This is a genomic window from Gordonia alkaliphila (assembly GCF_023017165.1).
Lineage (GTDB): Bacteria > Actinomycetota > Actinomycetes > Mycobacteriales > Mycobacteriaceae > Gordonia > Gordonia alkaliphila.
In genome coordinates this window covers 1602484-1622714 of sequence record NZ_JALKBW010000001.1, presented here as the reverse complement: position 1 = coordinate 1622714, position 20231 = coordinate 1602484, and the positions used below count along the sequence as shown (strand labels likewise).

Sequence of the window (20231 nt, the reverse complement as noted above, 5' to 3'; positions counted from 1 at the left end):
ACGTCGACCCAAGGAGAATTCGTGAGCGGCAATCAGGACACCTGGCCCAGCGAGCCAAAGAACGCTCCGCAGGTGCCGTCGATCCCGATGTCGGATGCGAACCTCGGCGCCGACGGCCAGCCGACCATCGGCAATCTGGTCAAGGATGCCACCGCGAGCGCCTCCACGCTCTTCCGCGCCGAGGTGGCCCTGGCCAAGCGCGAACTCATCGGCGAGGCCAAGAAGGCGGGCGCCGGCACCGGCCTGCTGGTCGGCGCCGCCGTCCTGCTGCTGTACGCGAGCCTGTTCTTCTTCGTCTTCCTCGGGTTCCTGCTCGACGTCTGGCTGCCCACCTGGGCCGCGTTCCTGATCGTCTTCGCCATCCTGATGGCCGTCTCGATCGGCGCCATCATCGTCGGCTACATCCTGTTCCGTCGACTCCGCAAGCCGGAGAAGACCATCGAATCGGTCAAGGAGACGGTGGCGATCCTCCCGGGCCGCGGCGCACCCGCCGACCCGCATGGCACCGCCCACGCGCACCCGCAGATCCCGGCGGCGCACGACCCCTCCCGGAGCTGACCCTGGCCGCGCAGACCGTCCTGCCCGATGCCACCGAGGTCCGGTTCGACGGGCCGTGGCATCACTTCGACGTCCGCGCGAACGGCCTGCGGTTCCATGCCGTCGAAGCGGTGGCCGGATCCATCGCCGACCGGCCCCTGGCCCTACTCCTGCACGGCTTCGGCGAGTTCTGGTGGAGCTGGCGGCACCAGTTCAGCGCCCTCAGCGCGGCCGGCTACCGCGTGGTGGCCGTCGACCTCCGCGGCTACGGCGACTCCGACAAGCCGCCGCGCGGCTATGACGGTTGGACGCTCGCCGGCGACACGCACGGCCTGATCCGCGCCCTCGGCCACAGCCAGGCCACCCTGGTCGGCCACGCCGACGGCGGCCTGGTGTGCTGGGCGACGGCCACGCTGCATCCCCGATCGGTGGCCCACATCGCGGTGCTGGCGTCCCCGCATCCGCGCGCGCTGCGCCAGTCGGTGTGGACCAACCGCCGTGAGCGCGACGCCTTCCTCGGGCCGTTCCTGCACGACCAGCTGCCCCGCCTCGGGGAACGACGACTCACCCGCGACGGCGGCGCCTACCTGGAGGACTACTTCCGCTCACGGTCCGGCACGCAGTGGCGCGACACCCCGGACTTCGACGAGGCCGTGACTCGCAATCGCCTCGCCATCACCATTCCCGGCGTGGCTCACTCCAGCCTCGAATACCGCCGCTGGGCGTTCCGCTCGCAGTTCCGCACCGACGGCTACCGCTTCATGGACCTGATGAACAAGCGGCTGCACATCCCGGTGCTCGCGCTGCGCGGCCGCGAGGACCGCTACATCGTCGACTCGGTGATGGCCGCGAGCAGCCACTGGTCGTCGGACTTCGAGTACCGCGAGGTGCCCGACGCCGGGCACTTCGTCCACGAGGAGAACCCCGAGCACGTCAACGCGGCGCTGCTCGACCTGCTCGACCGCTGATCAGCGCGGCAGGCAGGTCGCGGTGCTCGCCTCGGTGGTCCGCTTCTCCGAGCCGCTCAGATCGGCGGCCACCTGCTCGGCGGTGAGGACGAACCCGGTGTCGTCGGCGACGTTCTCCGAAGCGCCGAAGACCACGCCGAGCACCGAGCCGTCGGGCGCGATCATCGGACCGCCCGAGTTGCCCGACCGAATGCTCCCGCGGACGGTGTACACCTGCCGCTTCACCTTGTCCGGCCGCTGGAAGATGTCCGGCCCCACCAGGTTGATGGTGTTGCGCACGCGCACCGGGGTCACCGTGAACGGGCCGTTCTCCGGGTAGCCCAGGACGATGGCGTCGTCACCGGAGGAGGCGGGCTGCTCCGCGAAATCGAGCGCGGGCGCCTTGAGGCCGGGGACGTCGAGCACGGCCACGTCGTTGCGGTCGTTGAACCAGACGACGGTGGCGGCCAGGTCTCGGCCGCCGGCGGTTTGAATCGACACCTCGTCGGCACCGGCCACCACGTGCGCATTGGTCATCACACGTTCCGGGCTGATCACGAAGCCCGAACCCTCCATCGCCTGGCTGCAACTGCGCGCCACGCCGAGGATCTTCAAGACGCTGGGGCGGACCTTCGCGACCGCGGCGGTGCCGTCGAGCTGCTGATCCGGCGGATCGACGGTGGCCACTTCGGCTTCACCGAACGGGCTGATCACCTGCTTGAGGCCCGAATTGTCGAGCAGTGCGGTGAAGTCGGCGGGGAGTTCACGCATCCAATCCGGCGCCACTCCGTCGACGACGTCGATCACCTTGGAGCCGGACACCGACTGGGCGAAAGAACTGTCGGAGGCGGCGTTCCGGATCGGGGTCGCCAGCAGCCAGGCCGCCACCAGGATGGCCACGAACTGCAGGCCCGCGCCGACCAGGCTGTCCACGCGGCGCAACCGGATCGACTGCAGGCCGCTGCGGGCGGCGCGCCCCACCACCATGCCGGCGATCTCGCCGAGGATCACCAGACCCAGCAGCAGCACGATGGCGGTCAGCATCCGGCCCCGCGGGTCGGCGATGGGGGCCACCAGGTGCGGCACAAGCAGCACACCGGCCAGCACACCGATGACCACGCCGAAGAAGGCCATCGCCGACGCCGCTGCGCCCTGGCGATAGCCGCTGGCCGCCGCCAGTAGCGCGACGACCAGGATGATCACATCCACCCAGACGGCACCGCTCACACGCGGCCCCGGTCCTCGGGAGCCGCGTGGCCGTCGGGGTTGAGTGGGAAGCCGGAGGCCTGACGGCCGCCGGTCTCGGCAATCATCTGCTCGAGGGGTCGAACGTCGTCGGTGTCCCAGGGCACATCCCAGCCGGCCGACTGGCTGATCGCTGCGAGCAGCCCGCCGGTGAAACCCCACACGAGCATGCCGTCGTACAGGAAGGCGGGCCCCTTGTAGGCGGTCGCACCCATGATGGAGCGGCTCACCTGGAATCGGTTGCTCGGGTGCAGCAGTTCGCGCAGATTCACCCGCGCCACGCGCGCGGTCTCGGCCTCGTCGACCACACCCACCCAGCTCGGCTGCGTCCAATGCCCGATCACCGGGGTCACCTCGAAGCCCGAGGGCACCGGGAAGGTCGGCAGGCTGGCCACCACGCGGACACCGTCGGCGCGCAGCCCGGTCTCCTCGCGGGCCTCCCGCATCGCGGTGCCGACCGGATAGTCGTCACCGGGATCGCGACTGCCGCCGGGAAAGGCGATCTGACCGCTGTGGGTGCGCATGGTGGCGGCCCGCTCGGTGAGCAGGACGTCGGCATCGGCCGGCAGACCGCCCGGATGGTCGGCGGCCGCCTCGAACGCGCCCCCGAAGAGAACCAGCACCGCTGCGGCCCGTTGCGCGCGGAACGCCGAGGCCCAGCGCGCGCGGTCCCCGCCGCGGCGCAGCACCGACTCGTTGACCACCGCCGGATCGTCGGTCACGGCGTGCAGCCACGACGGGATCAGGTCCCGATCCACCAGCGCCCCGTAGTCGCCCGACGGCTTGCTCACGACTGGCCTCCGGTCGCGTCCACGCCCAGTTCGTCGCGCACCAGGGTCGCCAGCTCGTCGTAGGACGTGAAGACCTTGGGCAGCGTCACGGCGACGGTGCCGTCGGCCCGGACCAGGATCGTCGACGGATACACGCGCGGGGCCTTCAGCGCTTTGGCGACCGAGCCGTCGGTATCGGCGACGGCCGGCAGGGTGAGGCCCACTTCCTTCATGAACTGCAGGATCGCGTACGGCTTCGTCGCGCCGTCGATCGCGTGCACGGCCAGCACGTCCAAGCGGTCGCCGGCGCGCTGGGACAGTTCGTCGAAGTACGGCAGTTCCTTGCGGCACGGCAGGCACCACACCGCCCACATGTTGATCACCGTCGGACGCCCGGCCGTGGCCTGACCCAGGTTGACCGGTCGGCCGTCGGCCAGACACACGGCGGTGACATTCTTCAACGCCGCGCCGTCGGGCACCGGGGCGGTGCTCTGCGGGCAGGGCGCCAGACCGGCGTCGGTCCGGGCCTGCGCCAGCATCGCCTCGGGCACGTCCTGGTCGGTGACGCCCTGACTGGGCGCCCCGGGGGTGCCGGACGAACGCGTCGGCGTCTCCGTGCTGCGCGGCCACAGCGCGAAGATGAGTGCCGCCATCACCACGACGAACGCGAGCATCGCTTTACCCGCGGGGGTCTTCAGAACGTTCATGCCTCGACTCCGGCCAATGCCAACAGGTGCTCGGTCTCCGGGCCCTTCACCAACGCCGCCGCCGCGGCCTTCTCGGTGGGCCCCTGTCCGTACGACGGGCAGTCCGATGCCAGCTGGCAGACCCCGCACGCGGGCTTACGCGCATGGCAGATACGGCGACCGTGAAAAATGATGCGGTGCGAGAGGTCGGTGTACTCCTTGCGCGGGAACAACTCGCCGACGGCGCGCTCCACCTTCACCGGGTCGGTCTCGGCGGTCCACTCCCAGCGGTTCACCAGCCGCCCGAAGTGGGTGTCCACCGTCAGGCCGGGCACACCGAAAGCGTTGCCCAACACCACATTCGCCGTCTTCCGGCCGAAGCCGGGCAATGTCACCAGTTCCTTGAGCGTGCTCGGGACCTCGCCGTCGAACCGTTCCACGAGGGCCTGGCCGAGGCCGATGATCGAGTTCGCCTTGTTCCGGTAGAAGCCGGTCGACCGGATCATCTCTTCCAGCTCGGTCCGATCCGCCCCGGCGTAGGCCCAGGCGTCCGGATAGCGCGCGAAGAGCGCGGGGGTCACCATGTTGACCCGCACGTCGGTGCACTGCGCCGACAGGATGGTGGCCACCGACAGATCCAGCGGCGTGGTGAAGTCGAGCTCGCAGTACACCTCCGGGAACTCCACCTGCATCGTGCGGTTCATCCGCCGCGCACGACGAACCAGACCAAGTCGGGTCTCCGGCTTCCTTCTGCTCACAACGTCCCAGGCTACCGGTGGTGGGCGGCCGCCCGCCTGGCGCACCTTCCCAGGTCACAACTGAATGACGACGGCCGTCCTGGTTTCCTCCAGACGGAGGGTGGTGGTTAGTTGGAAGGTATGCAAGGTCTGGCCGTGATCGTCTTCCCGTTTCTCCTGCTGCTCTTCGCGCTCGCCATGGAGAAGGTCCAAGCCGGTCTCGATCGGCTGTCCGTCGGCCGCGCCCAGGTGGACGAGTTCCTGGAGAGCGCCGACGAGACCGACGTGAGCAACCTGGCCAAGACCGGGCTGCCCGCCGCACTCGACGAACTCCGCAGTCGCCGCAGCGGCGCGCGCGAGGATGAGAACTGACACCGGACGTTCACCGCAATCCCTTGCGCAAGTGACAGCTGCAACAATTACACTCATCCATCGAGTAGCGTGGATCACTGGCATCCATGTCAGTCGCGACGAGAATGAGAACGAGGAAGGTTCGTAGGTGGACGAGATTCTGGCCCGGGCGGGTATTTTCCAGGGGGTCGAGCCTGCCGCGGTCGCAGCGCTAGCCACCGAACTGACGGAGGTCGAGTTCCCCCGCGGACACGTGATCTTCCACGAGGGCGAACCCGGCGACCGCCTGTACATCATCCTGACCGGCAAGGTGAAGCTCGGTCGTCGTTCCCCGGACGGTCGCGAGAACCTGCTGACCATCATGGGACCGTCGGACATGTTCGGCGAGCTGTCCATCTTCGACCCCGGCCCGCGCACGTCGTCGGCGACCACCGTCACCGAGGTCCGCGCCGCCACCATGGACCGCGATGCGCTCCGCAAGTGGATCAAGGACCGCCCGGAGATCGCTGAGCAGCTGCTGCGCGTGTTGGCCCGACGCCTGCGTCGCACCAACAACAACCTCGCCGACCTGATCTTCACCGACGTCCCCGGCCGTGTCGCGAAGCAGCTGCTGCAGTTGGCACAGCGCTTCGGCACCCAGGAGGGCGGTGCGCTCCGCGTGACGCACGACCTCACGCAGGAAGAGATCGCTCAGCTGGTGGGCGCTTCCCGCGAGACCGTGAACAAGGCCCTGGCCGACTTCGCGCAGCGCGGCTGGCTCCGCCTGGAAGGCAAGAGCGTGCTGATCGCCGACTCCGAGCGTTTGGCGCGACGAGCTCGCTGACCCCGCAGACCACGAAGGGAGTACATCCGCCTCGGCGGATGTACTCCCTTCGTCGTTCGTCGGTGCTGCCGCGTTGTCTGGCTACAGCGCGCGCAGGTACTCGAGCTGCGTCTTGACGCTCATCTTGGCCGCCGGCCACAGCTTGCGGTCGACGTCGGAGTAGACCTTGCGGACCACCTTCATCGGCTTGGCTTCCCGCGGAGTCATCCGCAGGTCGTCGAGCGCCTGTCGGATCTGGTTCAGTCGCTCCTCGCGGTGCGACTTGTAGAACCGCGCCACCGGACCGAGTTCCGCGTGGTCGGGGCCGTGCCCGGGCAGCAGGACCGCGTCCGAAGCGTCGACGATCAGCCGGTTGAGCGAATGGAAGTAGTCGCCGAGGCCGCCGTCCTGCGGGTCGAGCACCGTGGTGCCGTGCCCGAGGATGGTGTCGCCGGTGATCACTGCGCGCTGCCCCTCCCACTCCACCAGGAAACTCATCGAGTCGGCGGTGTGGCCGGGTGTGTGCATCGCAGTGATCTTCAGGCCCGCGGCCTCGATCACCTCCCGGTCGGTCAGCCGCGGCGCGCCGTGACTGAACTCGTCCGAGTGCGCACGGTGCACCGTGCCGGTCTCCTTGCGCATCCGCTTGATCGCGCCGGTGTGATCGAAGTGCCGGTGCGTGATGAGCGTCAGCTCCACCTCGCCGGCCACGTCGGCGACGGCCCGCACATGCTTGCCCGACCGCGGCGGTCCCGGATCGACGACCACCGCCGTGGGGCTGTCGGGGGCGCGCAGGATCCAGGTGTTGGTGCCGTCGAGCTCCATCAGGCCGGGGTTGTCCCGCAGCAGCACCGACGCGAAGTCGGTGACCGGCCGGACCTGACCGTAGGCGGGGTGCTGCACAGACGCGGTCATGTCACCGGACCTGCACGATCAATTCCACCTCGACCGGAGCGCCGAGCGGCAATTCCGCCACGCCGACGGCCGATCGCGCATGAACCCCGGCGTCACCGAAGATCTCGCCGAGGAAGTTCGACGCCCCGTTGAGCACGCCGGGCTGCCCGGTGAAGCCGGGCGCGGAGGCCACGAAACCCACCACCTTGACGATGCGGACGATCGCGTCGACGCCGACGACGGCATCGACCGCAGCCAGCGCGTTCAGCGCGCACTGCTGTGCGGCGGCCTGCGCCTGCTCCGGGGTCACGATGCCCTCGGCACCGTCGGACACCTTGCCGCGCAGCGCGAGTTCGCCGTCGACCACCGGCAGCTGGCCGGAGGTGTAGACCAGGTCGCCCACCCGCAGCGCCGGGGTGTAGCTGCCGACCGGCGCGACGACCGGGGGCAGCGAGATGCCGAGTTCGGCCAGTCGCGCGTTCCAGGTCTGCGCCATGACTAGTTGGTGGGTCGCTTCAGGTACGCGACGTGCTGCTCGCCGGTCGGGCCGGGCAGCACGCTGACCAGCTCCCACCCGTCCGAACCCCATGTGTCGAGGATGTCCTTGGTCGCGTGCGTCAGCAGCGGAATGGTCGCATATTCCCAGGTGGTCAGATCGCTCATAAGCCCAACCTTATCGGTTGGTTCTCGCTCTCGACAGTGCGGTCGATAAGGTGAGGCACGTGACGACTGATGCGTTGACCGTGCCTGGAGGCACGTGGCCGGAGCATGCCCGCAACGCCCGACTGCATTTCGTGTCGGGCAAGGGCGGCACCGGTAAGACCACCGTGGCCGCCGCCTTGGCTATCGCGCTGGCCAGCGAGGGCAAGAAGGTGCTGCTCGTGGAAGTCGAAGGGCGCCAAGGGATCGCGCAGCGGTTCGACGTACCCCCGCTGCCGCCGACCGACCATCAGGTGGCCACCGCGGAGGACGGCGGCGGCGTATGGGCACTCGCCATCGACATCGAGCACGCGCTGCTCGAGTACCTCGACATGTTCTACAACCTCGGCTTCGCCGGGCGCGCCATCAAGAAGGTCGGCGCCATCGACTTCGTCACCACCGTCGCTCCCGGACTGCGCGACGTGGTGATCACCGGCAAGATCAAGGAACGCGTGATCGCCACCGACAAGAAGGGCGCACTGCTCTACGACGTCGTCGTCGTCGACTCGCCGCCGACCGGCCGCATCGGCAACTTCCTCGACGTCACCGCCGCGATGCGCGACCTGGCCAAGACCGGCCCCATTCGCAACCAGAGCGAAGGCGTTGTGACGCTGCTGCATTCGGCGCAGACCGCGGTCCACCTGTGCACCCTGCTCGAGGCCATGCCGATCCAGGAGACCGTCGAGGCCGTCGACGAGCTCGTCGCCAAGGACCTGAACATCGGCGCGGTCTTCGTCAATCGTGTTCGCCCGCACCACCTTCCCGACGATCAGCTCGACGACATCGCCGAAGGCCGCGTCGACGCACCCGCGCTCCGCACCGCGTTGGAGGACGCCGGTCTGGCCACCACCGACGAGGACTTCGCCGGGCTGCTGACCGAGACCATCGATTACGCCATCCGGCTCCAGGCCCAGCAGGTGGCCCGCGCCGATCTCGACGAAGTACCGGCGCCGCAGATCGAACTGCCCGAGCTCGATGAGCACGTCGACCTCGGAGCGCTCTACCAACTCGCCCGCACCATGAAGGAGGCCGGCGTCTGATGTCCGATCTGGAGATGGGCGGGGTCCTGCTCGATCCGGCGACCCGTGTGGTGATCTGTTGCGGCTCAGGCGGTGTCGGTAAGACGACCACCGCGGCCGCCATGGCCCTCTACGCCGCCGAGCGCGGTCGCACCGTCGCGGTGCTGACGATCGACCCGGCACGCCGCCTCGCCCAGTCGCTCGGGATGACCGAACTGACCAACGAACCGCAGCCCGTGCCCACCGAGGGCACCGGCACGCTCGACGCGATGATGCTCGACATGCGCCGCACCTTCGACGACATGGTGGTGGAGCACTCCACCCCCGAGCGCGCCGAGATCATCATGAACAACGCGTTCTACCAGACCGTCGCGTCGTCGTTCTCCGGCACGCAGGAGTACATGGCGATGGAGAAGCTCGGTCGTCTGCTGGAGCAGAACCGCTGGGATCTGATCGTCGTGGACACCCCGCCCTCGCGGAACGCCCTCGACTTCCTCGACGCCCCGCAGCGCCTGGGCTCGTTCCTGTCCGGGCGTCTGATGAAGATGCTGATCGGCGGCGGACGCGGCGTGGGTCGCGTGGTGACCGGCGCGATGAGCCTGGCCATGCGCGGCATCGCCACCATCATCGGCGCCGACATCCTGCGCGACGTCGCCGACTTCGTGCAGTCGCTGGACTCGATGTTCGGCGGCTTCCAGGAGCGCGCCGCCCGCACGTACGAACTCTTGAAGCAGCCGGGCACCAACTTCGTCGTGGTGGCCACGCCGGAGGCGGATGCGCTGCGCGAGGCCACCTTCTTCGTGAACCGCCTGGCGCAGGACTCCATGCCGCTGTGCGGGCTGATCGTCAATCGGACGCATCCCAACCTGACGTCGATCTCCACGCCTGCCGCCCAGGCCGCACAGGAGCGGGCCACCGACGACCTCGCACGTGGTGTGCTGGCGATTCACGTCGATCGTGCGGCGACGGCCCAGCGCGAGCTGCACATGCTGCAGCGTTTCACCTCGGCCAACCCGAGCGTGCCCTGGGTGGGCGTGCCGGCATTGCCGTTCGAGGTGGCCGACTCCGAGGCGCTGCGCGCCGTGTCCGAGCAGATCACCAACCGGGGATAGTCTCCCCGGCTCCGCCGGTCAGGGCCGTCGCGCGTCCGCGGCCGTCGCGAAGTAGGCGGTGCTGTCCGGCCGGTAGAGCAGGTACAGGATGGCGGCGGCCAGCAGGCCGGTGACGATGGCGACCACGTTGAACTGGCCGAGCACGGTGTAGATCGACCCGATCAGCGCCAGCACGCCGAGTCCGGTGGCGGTGGGCCGCGCCCAGCGCTTGGCGGTCCGCGTGGCCCAGGCCATCAGCAGCCACAACGCCGTGAGCGCCACCGTGACCACGGCGACGCCGATCCGCCAACTGGTGACGGCACCGTCGATCAGCGCCTGGGCGTCGCCGCCCACTTGGTCCGCGTACTCGGAGTAGGCGCGCTGCACCGCTTCGCTGTCGCGGAGCCGGCTGATGAAGATGAACATCACCACGCCGACCACCACCTGCACCACGGCACCCGCATACATCAGGCGCACCGCGGTCAGCAGCGGCTGCGGCAGCGACTGCGCGGAACCTGCCGGCGGCGAGCCGGACGCGGGTGTGCTCGGCCCGTACGGATTCGCCGTCTCGGGCACCGCATCGTCGTCGGGCTGCTCGGACGAAGATCGCGACGGCTGGTCAGTCATGCTGCCGACGCTATGGGAGGTGGCGGCGTCAGTGCAATGCGACGCCGCCGGGGAAGACGAGGACGGGGTTCAGTGCACCGCGGTCGCCGGTACCGCGGCCAGGCGCTGGCGGCGACGCTGAGCCTCGAAGAACGCCGACCACGACGTGACATCGGGATGCTGACGCAGCAGTGCGCGACGCTGACGCTCGGTCATGCCGCCCCACACGCCGAACTCGACGCGATTGTCGAGTGCATCTGCACCGCACTCGAGCTGAACCGGGCAGTGCCGACAGATGGTCGCGGCCTTACGTTGCGCCGCACCTCGAACGAACAGGTCGTCCGGGTCACCTCCGCGACAGCGGGCCTGAGCGACCCACGCAAGACGAGCTTCCGAATCTCCGCTGGAAAGAGGGGCCAAAGTCATTGCGGTACTCCGCCTTTCACAAACCCATCGACACTCCCCGCCGGTCGGGGCGTGCATAAGATCTTGCTCGCGCTTTGTCTCTCACTCCCCCCGAAGTGTTAGACAAGTCACGTTTCCCAATCTATTGAGGCCTTCGCGACAAAAGCAAGTCACGGTTTCGAAAAGTGGTACATGCGATTGCAAGCGACACGCAGACGCCTCGCGGTGACGGACGGGTTCGGCGCGCGGGAGGCGGTGGCACGTATCCTGGCCGAGTGCGCAACTCCACGAAGCTCCCCGGCCTTGCGCTGGCCCTAGTGCTGGCGGGCGTTCTCGTCGCCGGCCTCATGTTCCCGTTCGTCGCAGGCACGGCCATGCTGTCCAACCGCGCCGCCGCGACCATGGAGAACACCTCGTCGGAGCTGCTCAACGGCACGGTGCCCGAGGTGACGACGGTGACCGACGTCAACGGCAAGCCGATGGCACTGCTCTACGACCAGTACCGAATCACGGTGGGCTACAACGACATCTCCCAGGACATGATCCGCGCGATCATCTCGGTGGAGGACCGCCGCTTCCTGGAGCACGACGGCGTGGACTGGCGCGGCACCATCCGCGCGGCGCTGAAGAACTCGTCGGCAGGCGAAGTCCAGCAGGGCGCGTCGACGCTCGACCAGCAGTACATCAAGAACTATCAACTCCTCGTCCTCGCGCGCACCGACGCCGATCGCGAAGCCGCGGTCGAGTCCACGCCGGCGCGCAAACTGCGCGAGGCGCGCATGGCGATGACGCTCGAGAAGTCGCTCGTCGAACAGGCGATGCGCGAGAAGGGCCTCGACGAGCCCGCCGCCAAACAGGACGCGAAGAAGCAGATCGTCACGCGCTACCTCAATATGGTCCCGTTCGGCAACAACGCCTACGGCATCGAGGCCGGTGCCCAGACCTATTTCGGCAAGCCGGCGCGAGACCTGAACATCGCCGAGTCCGCGATGCTCGCCGGCATGGTGCAGTCGACGTCGGCACTCAATCCGTACACCGACCCGCAGGCCACCCTGACGCGCCGAAACACCGTGCTCGACACCATGATCGAGAACTTCCCGCAGATGGAGGCGGAGCTGCGGGCGGCAAAGGAACAACCGCTCGGCGTGCTGCCGCAGCCCCGCACCGTGCCGCAGGGCTGCATCTCCGCGGACAACAACGGCTTCTTCTGCGACTACGTGCTCCAGTACCTCGCCGAGAACGGGATCAGCCGCTCGGCGGTATCGCGCGGCGGCTACACCATTCGCACCACCCTCGATCCCGAGGTGCAGGCCAACGCGCTGCGCTCCGCACAGGCGCAGGCTTCGCCCACCGTCGAGGGCCTCGCGAACGTGATGAGCATCGTCCGGCCGGGCACCCAATCGCACGACGTCGTGGCCATGGTCTCCAGCCGTGACTACGGCCTGAAGCAGAACCTCGGGCAAACCGTTCAGCCGCAGCCCTTTTCGCTCGTCGGCGACGGCGCGGGTTCGGTCTTCAAGATCTTCACCACCGCCGCGGCGATGGAGAAGGGCCTCGGCACCAGCGCGGTGCTGAACGTGCCGCCGAGCATCGCGGTCTACGGCATGGGCAACAGCAACGGCGCCTTCGGCTGCCCCGCCAACGCCTACTGTGTGAAGAACGCCGGCCCCTACCCGCCTGCGCTGAGTCTCACCCAGGCGCTTGCGCAGTCGCCGAACACCACGTTCGTGGAGATGCTGCAGCAGGTCGGCGTGAAGCCGGCCGTCGACATGGCGGTGCGTCTCGGCCTCCGCTCGTACACCGCACCGGGATCGTCCGGTCACGGCGAGACGAGCCTCGCCGACTACATCAAGAAGGGCAACTTCGGGTCGTTCACGCTCGGGCCCTTCCCGGTCAACGCCCTCGAGCTGTCGAACGTGGCGGCCACGCTCGCTTCCGGCGGCGTGTGGTGCCCGCCGAGCCCGGTGGTCTCCATCCAACAGGTCAAGCGCGACTCCTACAGCAACGTCGTGATGGGCGAGGACGGCAAGCCGGTGATGACCAACGTGCCGTTCAACCCGCCCCAGTGCGAGCAGGTCGTCGAACGCGGTCTGGCCAACGCGCTCGCGAACGCGATGAGCGAGGACGACCGGGGCGCGGGCACGTCGGCAGCGGCCGCGTCGTCGGCCGGCTGGACCCTGCCGATGTCGGGTAAGACCGGAACCACGGAGGCGCACCGCTCGGCCGCCTTCCTCGGTTTCACCAATCAGCTCGCCGCCGCGGCCTACATCTACAACGACGGCTCGAACCCGTCCGGGATCTGCACCTCGCCGCTGCGGCAGTGCTACGACGGCAACGTCTACGGCGGTATGGAGCCGGCCCGCACGTGGTTCGGCGCCATCGGTCCCGTCGCGCAGAAGTTCGGTCCGGTCCGCATGGCGCCCAATGATCCGCAGTTCGTCCGCGGAAGCAGCCGCGGCCGGATCCCGAACGTCGCGGGACTGCCCGCCAGTCAGGCGGTCTCCCGACTCCAGGAGGCCGGGTTCAAGGTGAAGGAACTCGAGGTCGACAGCGGTAAGCCGAAGGGCACCGTGGTCTTCACTGCGCCGTCGGACAGCGCGATGCCGGGCACCGAGATCGCGATCTACGTGAGCAACGGCAAGAACGAGAGCAGCGGCGGCGGCACACCGACGTCCAAGACCGTCACCGTGCCCGGAGTGGGTCCGGTGGTCATCGAGGTACCCGAAGGCTGATCGGGCCGCGGAGACGGGCGGGCAGCGGGCAGATCGACGCGTATCCTCGTCTTCATGCCTCTTGTCCCGGGTCTTCCCTCTCGCCGCTCCGCTGAACTGTTGAGCGGTACCGGCCGTGTCGCCGTCGGCGCCGCCGGTGCCGCAGCGGCGGGCCTGCTGTATTCGACGGTGATCGAGCGCAACGCGTTCACCCTGCGCCACCTGACCCTGCCGGTGCTCGAGCCCGGCTCGTCGCCGTTGCGCGTACTGCACCTGAGCGACATTCACATGCTGCCGCGACAGGTCCTCAAGCAGTCGTGGATCAGCGGCCTCGAAAGGCTGGAGCCCGACCTGGTGGTCAACACCGGCGACAACCTAGCGCACCCGGGCGCGGTGCCTGCCGTGGTGCAGGCGCTCGGCGGTCTCCTGTCCCGGCCGGGGCTGTTCGTCTTCGGCTCCAACGACTACTTCGGCCCGACCGCCAAGAATCCCCTGAAGTACTTCAAGACCGACCACAAACGTCAGCACGGCGAACCGCTGCCGTGGCAGGACCTGCGCGCCGCCTTCACCGAGCGCGGCTGGCTCGACACCACCCACACGGTGCGCGAGCTGGAAGTGGCCGGCGTGCGCGTAGCCGCCGCCGGCGTGGACGATCCGCACATCGGCCGCGACCGGTACTCGACGATCGCCGGACGCCCGAACCCACTCGCACAACTGCGGCTCGGTCTCACGCACTCCCCCGAGCCGCGGGTACTCGACGAGTTCGCCGCCGACGGCTACGACCTGGTCCTGGCCGGGCACACCCACGGCGGCCAGCTCTGCGTCCCCGGCTACGGCGCGCTGGTGACCAACTGCCATCTCGATCGGTCGCGCGTCAAGGGCGTGTCCAACTGGGGTTCGACGATGAAACTGCACGTCAGCGCAGGCCTGGGTACGTCGCCCTATGCACCCGCCCGCTTCTACTGTCGGCCCGAGGCGTCCCTGCTGACGCTCACCGCGACCCGCAGCGGAGGCGGCGACGAGGACATCGTCGACCAGTCCCTACCGCAGCTCGCGACCACGATCAGCTGATCGCGAAGGCCCCGGTCGCGCGACGATATTCCCCATTCCGGGTGCTCGAAACGATACTTTCAGGTTCAATTGGTTCTACACACTCCGGTGTCCAGATCACCCCACTGCGGAAGTCTCATCTCGGAAGTCTCATTGCGGAAGTTGCGGGGTGTGAAGAGACCCCGACGGGCCCACCCCGCCGGGGTCTTTTCGCCCCCGCGGGAGGGGTACGACCATGACGGCCTTGACCACGTTCTCCGCTGCCGCACAACAGTTCTCGGCCTTGGTGGGCAGGCTTCCGGCGCCCGCGTGGGAGGGCCCGGGACTGGGTGACTGGGATCTGCGGTCCCTGGTGGGGCACACGAGTCGCGCGATGAGCACCGTCGCCGAGTACCTTGACCGGCCCGCGACCGTAATCGACGTGGAGAGCCCCGAGGAGTACTACGCCCGAGCCCGGGCAGCCATCGCCGCCGGCCGGGTCACGGGCATCGTCGAACGCGGCCGACAGGCCGGCCTGGAACTCGGGACAGACCCCGCGGCCGCCGTCGCCGCGCAGGTCGCGGCGGTGCTGGAGAGGCTGGGCGACGGCGCCGACCGCCCGATCCGCGTGATGGGCGGACTGGGCATGCGCCTGCACGCCTACCTGCCCACCCGGACCTTCGAGCTCGCCGTGCACAGCCTCGACATCGCCGCGGCCACCGGCGTCGACTTCCGGCTTCCGATGGACGTCGCGACCGAGACCACCCAATTGGCGGCGCGGACCGCCGTGCAGCTCGGTGCGGCAGCGCCCTTCCTACGCGCGCTGACCGGCCGCGCCCCACTCCCCGATGGCTTCTCGGTGGTCTGAAGCATCGAGGCGCCAGCTCTTGCGGGCACACCGCGGCCCGTAAGTGATCCCGAAGCGCTGCCGTCTGGTGCAGTCACCAGGCGACTGCACCAGACGGCAGAGTGCCGCCGAAGCAGCCCGGGAAAACGAGGAGGCTCTGACTGATTTCTCAGTCAGAGCCTCATCTGCTTCTCAACCAAAGCGTCGGGGTAGCGGGATTCGAACCCACGACCTCTTCGTCCCGAACGAAGCGCGCTACCAAGCTGCGCCATACCCCGTGTTACAACCTCAACGAGAGTACCTGATGCGCGACGGAAGCAAGAAATCGGCTGGTCAAAGGCCTGTTCGGGACGAGCGGTGAGGGACGCGACTAGTCCATCGCCGCCGCCGAGATCGCTCCGGTGGAGACCGCCTCCACCCACTTGGCGTGATCGGCATCGTTGAGCTCGGCGTAGTGCAGCGACCAGTCCGCGATGGCCCGGTCGAAGGACTTCCCGAGGCCGTCCACGTAGTCCGCGATCTCGCCGCGCGCACCGCTACGCGCGTGTGCCTGCGCCAGGACCTTCCCGCACAGTTCCCCGTACATCGCCAGCCGGTCGTCGGGCATGTCCTCGACCACCACCGAGCCCTTACCGTCGCGCAGCTGGCGAATGTAGAAGTCCGAGTCGCCCGCGGTGCTGCTGGCGACGCCCCGCTCGTCGCTCTGGAAGACCGGCGTGCTCAACCAGCCGAGCAGGATGTCACTCGAGGCCTGCAGCAACTGCTGGCCGATCACCACGCGATGGCCTTCGTTCGCGAACGCCACCGGCTCCACGTAGGGCGCCAAGACCGATTGCTGAGCCTCCTTCAGCTGCAGGAACAACGGATCCTGATTCTTCTTGCCGACGAACAGCAGAACCCAGCAGCGGGTGCCGACACTGCCGACCCCGACGACCTTCCGCGCGGCTTCGACGAAGGTGTACTGGTCCAGCAGCGCACTCAGATGCGGCGCTATGCCGGTGCGGTAGATCTCGAACCGGTCGGCGAACATCTGCCGCAGACGGTCAGCGGGCACCCCGGGGAAGATTTCCTCTGCGGGGATCAACAGCGGCGGATCGTACTTGATGCGGAGTTCCCCGTCGCGCACCTCGCAGAGCTTCGTGAGAGCCTGTTCGCTGTTGCGATGCCGGGACTTCTTCAGGAGCTTGCGCACGTTCTTGGTGGTCGCCGTGTCCAGACGGTCACCGACCTCGGCCAGCACCCGGTCCGCGTTCACGTGCGCGTACCAGCAGTCGAGCACGCCCTTGTCGGCCGATCGGACCATCGTGCGCCGGTACGCGCGTGCGGCCAGACGGGCGGCCCGTCGAGCGGTCCGATCGTCCGCTCCGTTGGCCTGCGCAGCCACCACCATGCTCGCCGCCAAGCGCTTCACGTCCCACTCGAACGGCCCCGGATGTGCCTCGTCGAAGTCGTTGAGGTCGAAGACCATGCGCCGCTCCGGCGACAGGAACAGACCGAAGTTACTCAGATGGGCGTCACCGCAGAGCTGGGTGCGGATCCCGGTGTCGGGTACCGAACCCAGGTCGGCCGCCATCAGTCCCGCCGCACCGCGGTAGTGTCGCGTGTCTTTAATTAGTTTTCGGTTGGGCTTTCTTCAGAATGTCCTCGGCGTTCTTGGTCCAGACGAAGGGGTGTTTGCGGTCGTTCCAGCCGTTGATGAAGGCTCGGATCTTTGCATTGAGGTCTTTGACTGAGGTGAAGACGCCTCGGCGGATGGCTTGTCGGTCGATGATGCCGAACCAGACTTCGACGAGGTTGAGCCACGATCCCGAGGTCGGGGTGAAGTGGACGTGGATGTTCGGATGCTGTTCGAGCCAGTTGCGGACTTCGGCTTTCTTGTGGGTGGCGTAGTTGTCCATGACCAGGTGTAGTTCCTGGTCGGGGTAGGTGCGGTCGATCTGCCGCAGGAAGGACAGGAACTCCTGGTGGCGGTGTCGGGGCTTGACCGCTGCGGTCACCTGCCCGGTCGCGATCTCCAACGCCGCGAACAGTGTGGTGGTGCCGTGGCGCTTGTAGTCATGGGTGCGGCGTTCGATCTGCCCGGGCTGCATCGGCAGCATCGGCGCAGTGCGGTCCAGGGCTTGGATCTGCGATTTCTCGTCCACACACAACACGATCGCGTTCTCCGGCGGCTCCAGGTACAAGCCGACGACATCGGTGACCTTGGCGACCAGTTCCGGGTCGGTGGAGAACTTGAATGTTCCCGACCTCCACGGCGCAACCCCGTACTCGCGCCAGGCCCGGGCGACCGTCGCGTTCCCGATGCCGAGATGCCCGGCCAACAACCGCGACGACCAGTGCGTGACCCCGTACTTCTTCGGCGGCGGCATCAACGTCGCCGACACGATATCGGCGTGATCGAGATGCCGTGGCCGACCGGGCCTTTCGGCGTCGAGGAGCCCCGCGAGTCCGTCCTGGAGATACCGGGAACGCCACTTGATGACCGTCGGTATCGAGGTTCCCACAACCTCACTGATCCGAGAATTAGCCATTCCGTCGGCAGCGAGCGTGACGATCCGCGCCCGACGCACCAGACCGGCCGGCGTTGTAGTCGATCGCAACAACTGATCGAGCTCATCCGCATCGCCATCACGCAGTTCCAGGGCCGGTGCAGGAGAATTCGCCATAGCCAATTATCTCAACCCAGGAACCATAAACTAATTAACGACACGCGACAGTAGAAGGTGAACGGGGTGGCCGACATGCGCTGGTGCCGTACCGGGATCAGATCGCTCAACCGATTCCTCTCCTGCTCGACCAGGATCGCGATCGGATCTCGTCCGTCGCGTTCCGGCCCCGCACCGAGTTCCTTCGCGGTCAACGTCATGCATGTGCCTCTCGCCTGCGCCGGACCAATGGGTCCTCGCATTCACTGGTAGGAGATGAAAAAGGGTGTCGGCCGCACGTCCATCGTCGCGGCCGGGCTGAACATCGGCTTGTCCTCGGTGTAGAAATTCTTCCACCCCATCCAGATGTTCGGCGGCAATCCGGCGATCATCCGGTTCCAGGTTCCCATCTTGACCGCGGGCGTGCCGTGGCCGTCGGCGTGCAGGACCACCGCGAGCTCCGGGTGCGAGGTGTCCAGGCGGGTCCGGTCGCCGAGCATGTCGGCGTCGAACTGGTGCAGCACGAACGCCTTCTGCGGCAGGCCCTTGCTCCGCACCAGTTCGGCCAACCAGGCCGCGGTGCGGTTCACCTCGGCCGGCGTCACCGAACCGATCTGTTCCAGGTGGACCTGATCGTTCTTGATCCGCCACTCCGGGTCGAGAGCCAGTCCGACGTTCGGCCGTTCCAGCAGGCTCCGGTACATCTTGGCCTGGGTGAGGAAGTCCATCCGCCCGGGCTGCAGGTCGAGGGTGACGTAGATACCGGCCTGCGCGGCCGCGTCCACCCACGGCTCGATCACCGCGGGATCGAGGACGTTGGTGTACGCCCCGCGGTACCCGGGCTCAGCGGACGCCACGGTCACGATGATCTCGAAGCCGGGCACCACGGGCACGGCAGAGAGCTTGTCGTACTGGGCGACGAGCGTTTGTGCGCGGCGCACGGTGGCCGGCAGATCCTGTCGGCCGAGCGGTCCCAGCTCCTGAGATCCCGGCGAACCGTAGAGCGCGACCACGCGGCGCGACGGGAACATCAACTGGCCGCCGCCGGGCAGTTCCGGCACGGTCCGGGCCAGCCGCACGCGCTCGACGAACTGCTCGGTGGTGCCGAACTCCGCCCCCACGCCGATCACGGCCGCGTCGCCCGCCTCCTTCACCGCGGCGACCGAGGCGCCGCTGGCCCGAGGGTCGGCGACCGGGACCACGATGGCCTCGGCACCGCCGAGTTCGGCGTCGACCGCTGCCGCGGGTTCGGTGGTGAGCACCACGACGTCCGACCGGTCCGACGTCGTCACGCCCGCGCCGAGTCGTGTCTCGTCGGTGGTCTGAGGCAGCCCGAGGTCGGGAATCTCCGCTCCCACGGCGACCACCGTCTGCACGTCGAGTCGGCGCAGTTCGTCGGCGACCACCGCGGTCCGCTCGGGTGCGACGACGAACAGCGGCACGCGGCGGCTGCTACTAGATTCCAGTGCCCGCGCGCGATCGGCGGGCGCGGCGTCGGCGGAGACCACCAGCGCCGACGGCGAGGAAGCCAACAACAGTCGGCTCACCAGCACCTCGTCGGGCGCGCCGGGCTCGGCGAGCACGCGGGTCTCCCCAGGAATAGACGGGGATGGCGCACCGACGACTCCGCCCCCGCCGCTGCCGCCGACGGAAGCCACCAGGATCGCAGCGATCACCACCAGGCCGCCCGCGACCAGGGACGCGCGGAGGGCCCGGCGGGCTGACGGCGTGCGGGGGCTACTCGTCGATCTCACCCTCGTCCGAGGCGTAGGAATCGGCGAACGACACACGGGGAGTGGTCGCGGCGCCGTAGAGCGCGAGCGCCGTGTAAACGATCACCGCGACGCCGAAGCAGAAGGTGAGGATCGCCGAGACGATCCAGAAGACGTCGGCGGCCGAGCCGTCGAGGCTGTCGAAGAACAGCACGGCCGTGGCGGAAAGCAGGGTCGCGAGCAGCGCCCAGGCGGCGCTGCGGGCACGGGGTCCGACGCTGGAGACGTAGAACAGTCGCTGGTACAGGCCCACTTCGAATTCGTCGACGCTGGCGAGGCGGACGGGGTCGCCGTCGGCCAGTTCACGCAGGCCGCGGGCCAGTTCGACGTTGCGCAGCAGCGACGAGGATTCGCGCTGGCGGTACCGCACGTAGGCGACGGTCGCCAGGACCGCAGAGAAGAGGCCGAGGGCAGCGATGATTGCCGGAGTGTTCACGG

The 20231-nt window shown here is 68.3% G+C and carries 23 protein-coding genes and 1 tRNA gene; 9 read left to right on the top strand and 15 right to left on the bottom strand.

Annotated features, from left to right (window positions below):
* Nucleotides 1-21 precede the first annotated feature (21 nt).
* Both MUG78_RS07275 and MUG78_RS07270 read left to right on the top strand, forming a co-directional pair.
* A complete protein-coding gene (locus MUG78_RS07275) occupies nucleotides 22-558 on the top strand; it encodes a phage holin family protein (protein ID WP_246993585.1) in 537 nt (178 codons plus the stop codon).
* Between the two features lie 20 nt (nucleotides 559-578).
* Entirely contained in the window at nucleotides 579-1505 is a 927-nt protein-coding gene (locus tag MUG78_RS07270; protein ID WP_372493284.1) for an alpha/beta fold hydrolase, read from the top strand.
* Here the strand turns inward: MUG78_RS07270 and MUG78_RS07265 are convergent, their stop codons facing one another.
* From MUG78_RS07265 to nth, 4 genes are read right to left on the bottom strand one after another with little or no spacing between them, the layout of a single operon-like run.
* Nucleotides 1506-2711, bottom strand: coding sequence for a MarP family serine protease (locus MUG78_RS07265; RefSeq protein ID WP_246993584.1), 1206 nt, complete (start codon nucleotides 2709-2711; stop codon nucleotides 1506-1508).
* Complete coding sequence (locus tag MUG78_RS07260; RefSeq protein ID WP_246993583.1) at nucleotides 2708-3520, bottom strand: NUDIX hydrolase; 813 nt, start codon at nucleotides 3518-3520, stop codon at nucleotides 2708-2710. The genes MUG78_RS07265 and MUG78_RS07260 overlap by 4 nt, the downstream gene beginning before the upstream one ends.
* Nucleotides 3517-4206: a TlpA family protein disulfide reductase gene (locus tag MUG78_RS07255; protein WP_246993582.1), complete on the bottom strand. Its 690-nt coding sequence runs from the start codon at nucleotides 4204-4206 to the stop codon at nucleotides 3517-3519. Before MUG78_RS07255 ends, MUG78_RS07260 begins: the two co-directional genes overlap by 4 nt.
* The gene (gene nth, locus MUG78_RS07250) at nucleotides 4203-4889 is read right to left on the bottom strand and encodes an endonuclease III (protein WP_246996898.1); all 687 of its coding nucleotides are present in this window, start codon (nucleotides 4887-4889) and stop codon (nucleotides 4203-4205) included. Before nth ends, MUG78_RS07255 begins: the two co-directional genes overlap by 4 nt.
* A 174-nt stretch (nucleotides 4890-5063) precedes the next feature.
* On the opposite strand from nth, the gene MUG78_RS07245 reads away from it, so the two are divergent.
* Together MUG78_RS07245 and MUG78_RS07240 are read left to right on the top strand one after the other, a co-directional pair.
* A complete protein-coding gene (locus tag MUG78_RS07245) occupies nucleotides 5064-5294 on the top strand; it encodes a hypothetical protein (RefSeq protein ID WP_246996896.1) in 231 nt (76 codons plus the stop codon).
* A gap of 127 nt (nucleotides 5295-5421) precedes the next feature.
* Nucleotides 5422-6096 carry a Crp/Fnr family transcriptional regulator gene (locus tag MUG78_RS07240; RefSeq protein WP_246993581.1) on the top strand — a complete coding sequence of 225 codons (675 nt, stop codon included), beginning with the start codon at nucleotides 5422-5424 and terminating at the stop codon, nucleotides 6094-6096.
* An 81-nt stretch (nucleotides 6097-6177) separates the two neighbouring features.
* Here the strand turns inward: MUG78_RS07240 and MUG78_RS07235 are convergent, their stop codons facing one another.
* The 3 genes from MUG78_RS07235 to sp36 are packed head-to-tail and all read right to left on the bottom strand — an operon-like array spanning nucleotide 6178 to nucleotide 7632.
* Complete coding sequence (locus MUG78_RS07235; RefSeq protein WP_246993580.1) at nucleotides 6178-6990, bottom strand: MBL fold metallo-hydrolase; 813 nt, start codon at nucleotides 6988-6990, stop codon at nucleotides 6178-6180.
* A gap of 1 nt (nucleotide 6991) precedes the next feature.
* Nucleotides 6992-7465 carry a RidA family protein gene (locus MUG78_RS07230; protein ID WP_246993579.1) on the bottom strand — a complete coding sequence of 158 codons (474 nt, stop codon included), beginning with the start codon at nucleotides 7463-7465 and terminating at the stop codon, nucleotides 6992-6994.
* A gap of 2 nt (nucleotides 7466-7467) precedes the next feature.
* Nucleotides 7468-7632: a Sp36 family protein gene (gene sp36, locus MUG78_RS07225; protein ID WP_246993578.1), complete on the bottom strand. Its 165-nt coding sequence runs from the start codon at nucleotides 7630-7632 to the stop codon at nucleotides 7468-7470.
* Nucleotides 7633-7682: 50 nt separating this feature from the next.
* On the opposite strand from sp36, the gene bagA reads away from it, so the two are divergent.
* A complete protein-coding gene (gene bagA / locus MUG78_RS07220) occupies nucleotides 7683-8708 on the top strand; it encodes an ATPase BagA (protein WP_372493152.1) in 1026 nt (341 codons plus the stop codon).
* Complete coding sequence (bagB, locus tag MUG78_RS07215; protein WP_246996895.1) at nucleotides 8705-9799, top strand: ArsA family ATPase; 1095 nt, start codon at nucleotides 8705-8707, stop codon at nucleotides 9797-9799. Before bagA ends, bagB begins: the two co-directional genes overlap by 4 nt.
* A gap of 18 nt (nucleotides 9800-9817) precedes the next feature.
* On the opposite strand, the gene MUG78_RS07210 is transcribed toward bagB, so the two are convergent.
* On the bottom strand, nucleotides 9818-10405 hold the full coding sequence (locus tag MUG78_RS07210; protein ID WP_246993576.1) for a hypothetical protein: 588 nt from the start codon (nucleotides 10403-10405) through the stop codon (nucleotides 9818-9820).
* Nucleotides 10406-10474: 69 nt separating this feature from the next.
* Complete coding sequence (locus MUG78_RS07205) at nucleotides 10475-10810, bottom strand: WhiB family transcriptional regulator (RefSeq protein WP_246993575.1); 336 nt, start codon at nucleotides 10808-10810, stop codon at nucleotides 10475-10477.
* A 254-nt stretch (nucleotides 10811-11064) separates the two neighbouring features.
* Here MUG78_RS07205 and MUG78_RS07200 point away from each other — a divergent pair, with 254 nt between their 5' ends.
* From MUG78_RS07200 to MUG78_RS07190, 3 genes are all read left to right on the top strand, one after another.
* Nucleotides 11065-13521 carry a penicillin-binding protein gene (locus tag MUG78_RS07200; RefSeq protein WP_246993574.1) on the top strand — a complete coding sequence of 819 codons (2457 nt, stop codon included), beginning with the start codon at nucleotides 11065-11067 and terminating at the stop codon, nucleotides 13519-13521.
* A 54-nt stretch (nucleotides 13522-13575) separates the two neighbouring features.
* Nucleotides 13576-14571 carry a metallophosphoesterase gene (locus MUG78_RS07195; protein ID WP_246993573.1) on the top strand — a complete coding sequence of 332 codons (996 nt, stop codon included), beginning with the start codon at nucleotides 13576-13578 and terminating at the stop codon, nucleotides 14569-14571.
* Between the two features lie 214 nt (nucleotides 14572-14785).
* Nucleotides 14786-15397, top strand: coding sequence for a maleylpyruvate isomerase N-terminal domain-containing protein (locus MUG78_RS07190; protein ID WP_246993572.1), 612 nt, complete (start codon nucleotides 14786-14788; stop codon nucleotides 15395-15397).
* Nucleotides 15398-15580: 183 nt separating this feature from the next.
* Here the strand turns inward: MUG78_RS07190 and MUG78_RS07185 are convergent.
* The 6 genes from MUG78_RS07185 to MUG78_RS07160 all read right to left on the bottom strand — a co-directional run bounded on the left by MUG78_RS07185 (nucleotide 15581) and on the right by MUG78_RS07160 (nucleotide 20229).
* Nucleotides 15581-15654, bottom strand: a tRNA-Pro gene (locus MUG78_RS07185).
* Nucleotides 15655-15746: 92 nt separating this feature from the next.
* Complete coding sequence (locus MUG78_RS07180; RefSeq protein ID WP_246993571.1) at nucleotides 15747-16949, bottom strand: DUF2252 domain-containing protein; 1203 nt, start codon at nucleotides 16947-16949, stop codon at nucleotides 15747-15749.
* 34 nt (nucleotides 16950-16983) lie between these two features.
* The gene (locus MUG78_RS07175; RefSeq protein ID WP_246991490.1) at nucleotides 16984-18042 is read right to left on the bottom strand and encodes an IS630 family transposase; all 1059 of its coding nucleotides are present in this window, start codon (nucleotides 18040-18042) and stop codon (nucleotides 16984-16986) included.
* Between the two features lie 11 nt (nucleotides 18043-18053).
* Complete coding sequence (locus MUG78_RS07170) at nucleotides 18054-18242, bottom strand: hypothetical protein (RefSeq protein ID WP_308221340.1); 189 nt, start codon at nucleotides 18240-18242, stop codon at nucleotides 18054-18056.
* 42 nt (nucleotides 18243-18284) lie between these two features.
* The gene (locus MUG78_RS07165; protein WP_246993570.1) at nucleotides 18285-19604 is read right to left on the bottom strand and encodes a hypothetical protein; all 1320 of its coding nucleotides are present in this window, start codon (nucleotides 19602-19604) and stop codon (nucleotides 18285-18287) included.
* 154 nt (nucleotides 19605-19758) lie between these two features.
* Complete coding sequence (locus MUG78_RS07160) at nucleotides 19759-20229, bottom strand: hypothetical protein (protein WP_246993569.1); 471 nt, start codon at nucleotides 20227-20229, stop codon at nucleotides 19759-19761.
* Nucleotides 20230-20231: the final 2 nt, after the last annotated feature.